The organism is Endozoicomonas sp. SESOKO2 (genome assembly GCF_024606245.1).
Lineage (GTDB): Bacteria > Pseudomonadota > Gammaproteobacteria > Pseudomonadales > Endozoicomonadaceae > Endozoicomonas_A.
Map to the genome: position 1 here is coordinate 1 of NZ_JAHHPQ010000575.1, position 1,138 is coordinate 1,138.

Sequence of the window (1,138 nt, forward strand, 5' to 3'; positions counted from 1 at the left end):
CTGCCCGCTGATTCTTCCTTATCACATTGCCCTGGACCAGGCTCGCGAAGTGGCCCGTGGCAAGGATAAAATCGGTACCACCGGTCGTGGTATTGGCCCTGCCTACGAAGACAAGGTAGCCCGTCGTGGACTGCGTGTTGCTGATCTGCTGCACCCTGAGCGTTTTGCCCGGAAACTGAAAGAAGTCATTGAGTACCATAACTTTGCTCTGGAGCACTACTACAAGGCTGATACTGTCGATTTCCAGAAGACTCTGGATGAAGCATTGGCCATGGGTGAGCAGATCAAACCGATGATTGAGCGTGTGACCGACAAGGTTCACGAGCATCATGGCAAGGGTGATAACATCCTGTTTGAGGGGGCTCAGGGCTCTCTTCTGGATGTCGATCACGGTACCTACCCGTTCGTAACGTCTTCCAACACAACCGCCGGTGGCGTTTCTACCGGCAGTGGTTTTGGCCCTCTTTATCTCGACTACGTTCTGGGCATCACCAAGGCTTATACGACCCGTGTCGGTTCCGGTCCTTTCCCGACTGAACTGTTTGACGATGTGGGTATGCACCTGGCCAAGAAGGGTAACGAGTTTGGTGCCACTACGGGCCGTCCTCGTCGTTGTGGCTGGTTTGACGCTGTCGCACTGCGTCAGTCTGTACAGATCAACTCTGTGTCCGGACTCTGCCTGACCAAGCTGGACGTTCTGGATGGTCTGGAAACCATCAGGATCTGCACCGGCTACAAGAATGCTCAGGGTGAGTCGATCACGACTCCTGTCGATGCTGAAGAATACGAAACGATTCAACCGGTTTACGAAGAAGTGCCAGGCTGGAGCGAGTCTACCTTCGGCGCCAGGAGTCTGGATGATCTGCCTGAGAACGCTCGTGCCTATATCCGTCGTTTGGAAGCAGTGGTGGGAACACCGATCCACATCGTTTCTACCGGCCCGGATCGTGTAGAAACCATTATTCTGGAGCAGCCTTTCGGCTGATCCAGCCCCCCGCCGGGTTCTCTGGCGGGGATTTCTTCTCCATCAGAACTTGTAAGAAACACCGGCCATGTAAACCAATGGGTCCGGTTCTGCGTCCTGCTTATAGCGGTTTCCGGCATTGTCCTTAAACTTCGCTGTGGTATTGATATCCAT

At 54.0% G+C, this 1,138-nt stretch carries 2 protein-coding genes; one reads left to right on the plus strand and one right to left on the minus strand.

The genetic code is table 11. The features are described 5' to 3' along the window. A partial coding sequence (locus KDK17_RS14085; protein ID WP_257288320.1) for an adenylosuccinate synthase occupies positions 1-985 on the plus strand: 985 nt, incomplete at its 5' end. A 42-nt stretch (positions 986-1,027) separates the two neighbouring features. Here the strand turns inward: KDK17_RS14085 and KDK17_RS19630 are convergent. Then, positions 1,028-1,138, minus strand: a complete 111-nt coding sequence (locus tag KDK17_RS19630; RefSeq protein WP_373691603.1) for an OmpW family outer membrane protein — start codon at positions 1,136-1,138, stop codon at positions 1,028-1,030.

What these genes read in the sequence shown, in the direction of transcription:
- KDK17_RS19630 (WP_373691603.1), bottom strand. Translation starts at nt 1,138, where the DNA reads ATGGATATCAATACCACAGCGAAGTTTAAGGACAATGCCGGAAACCGC.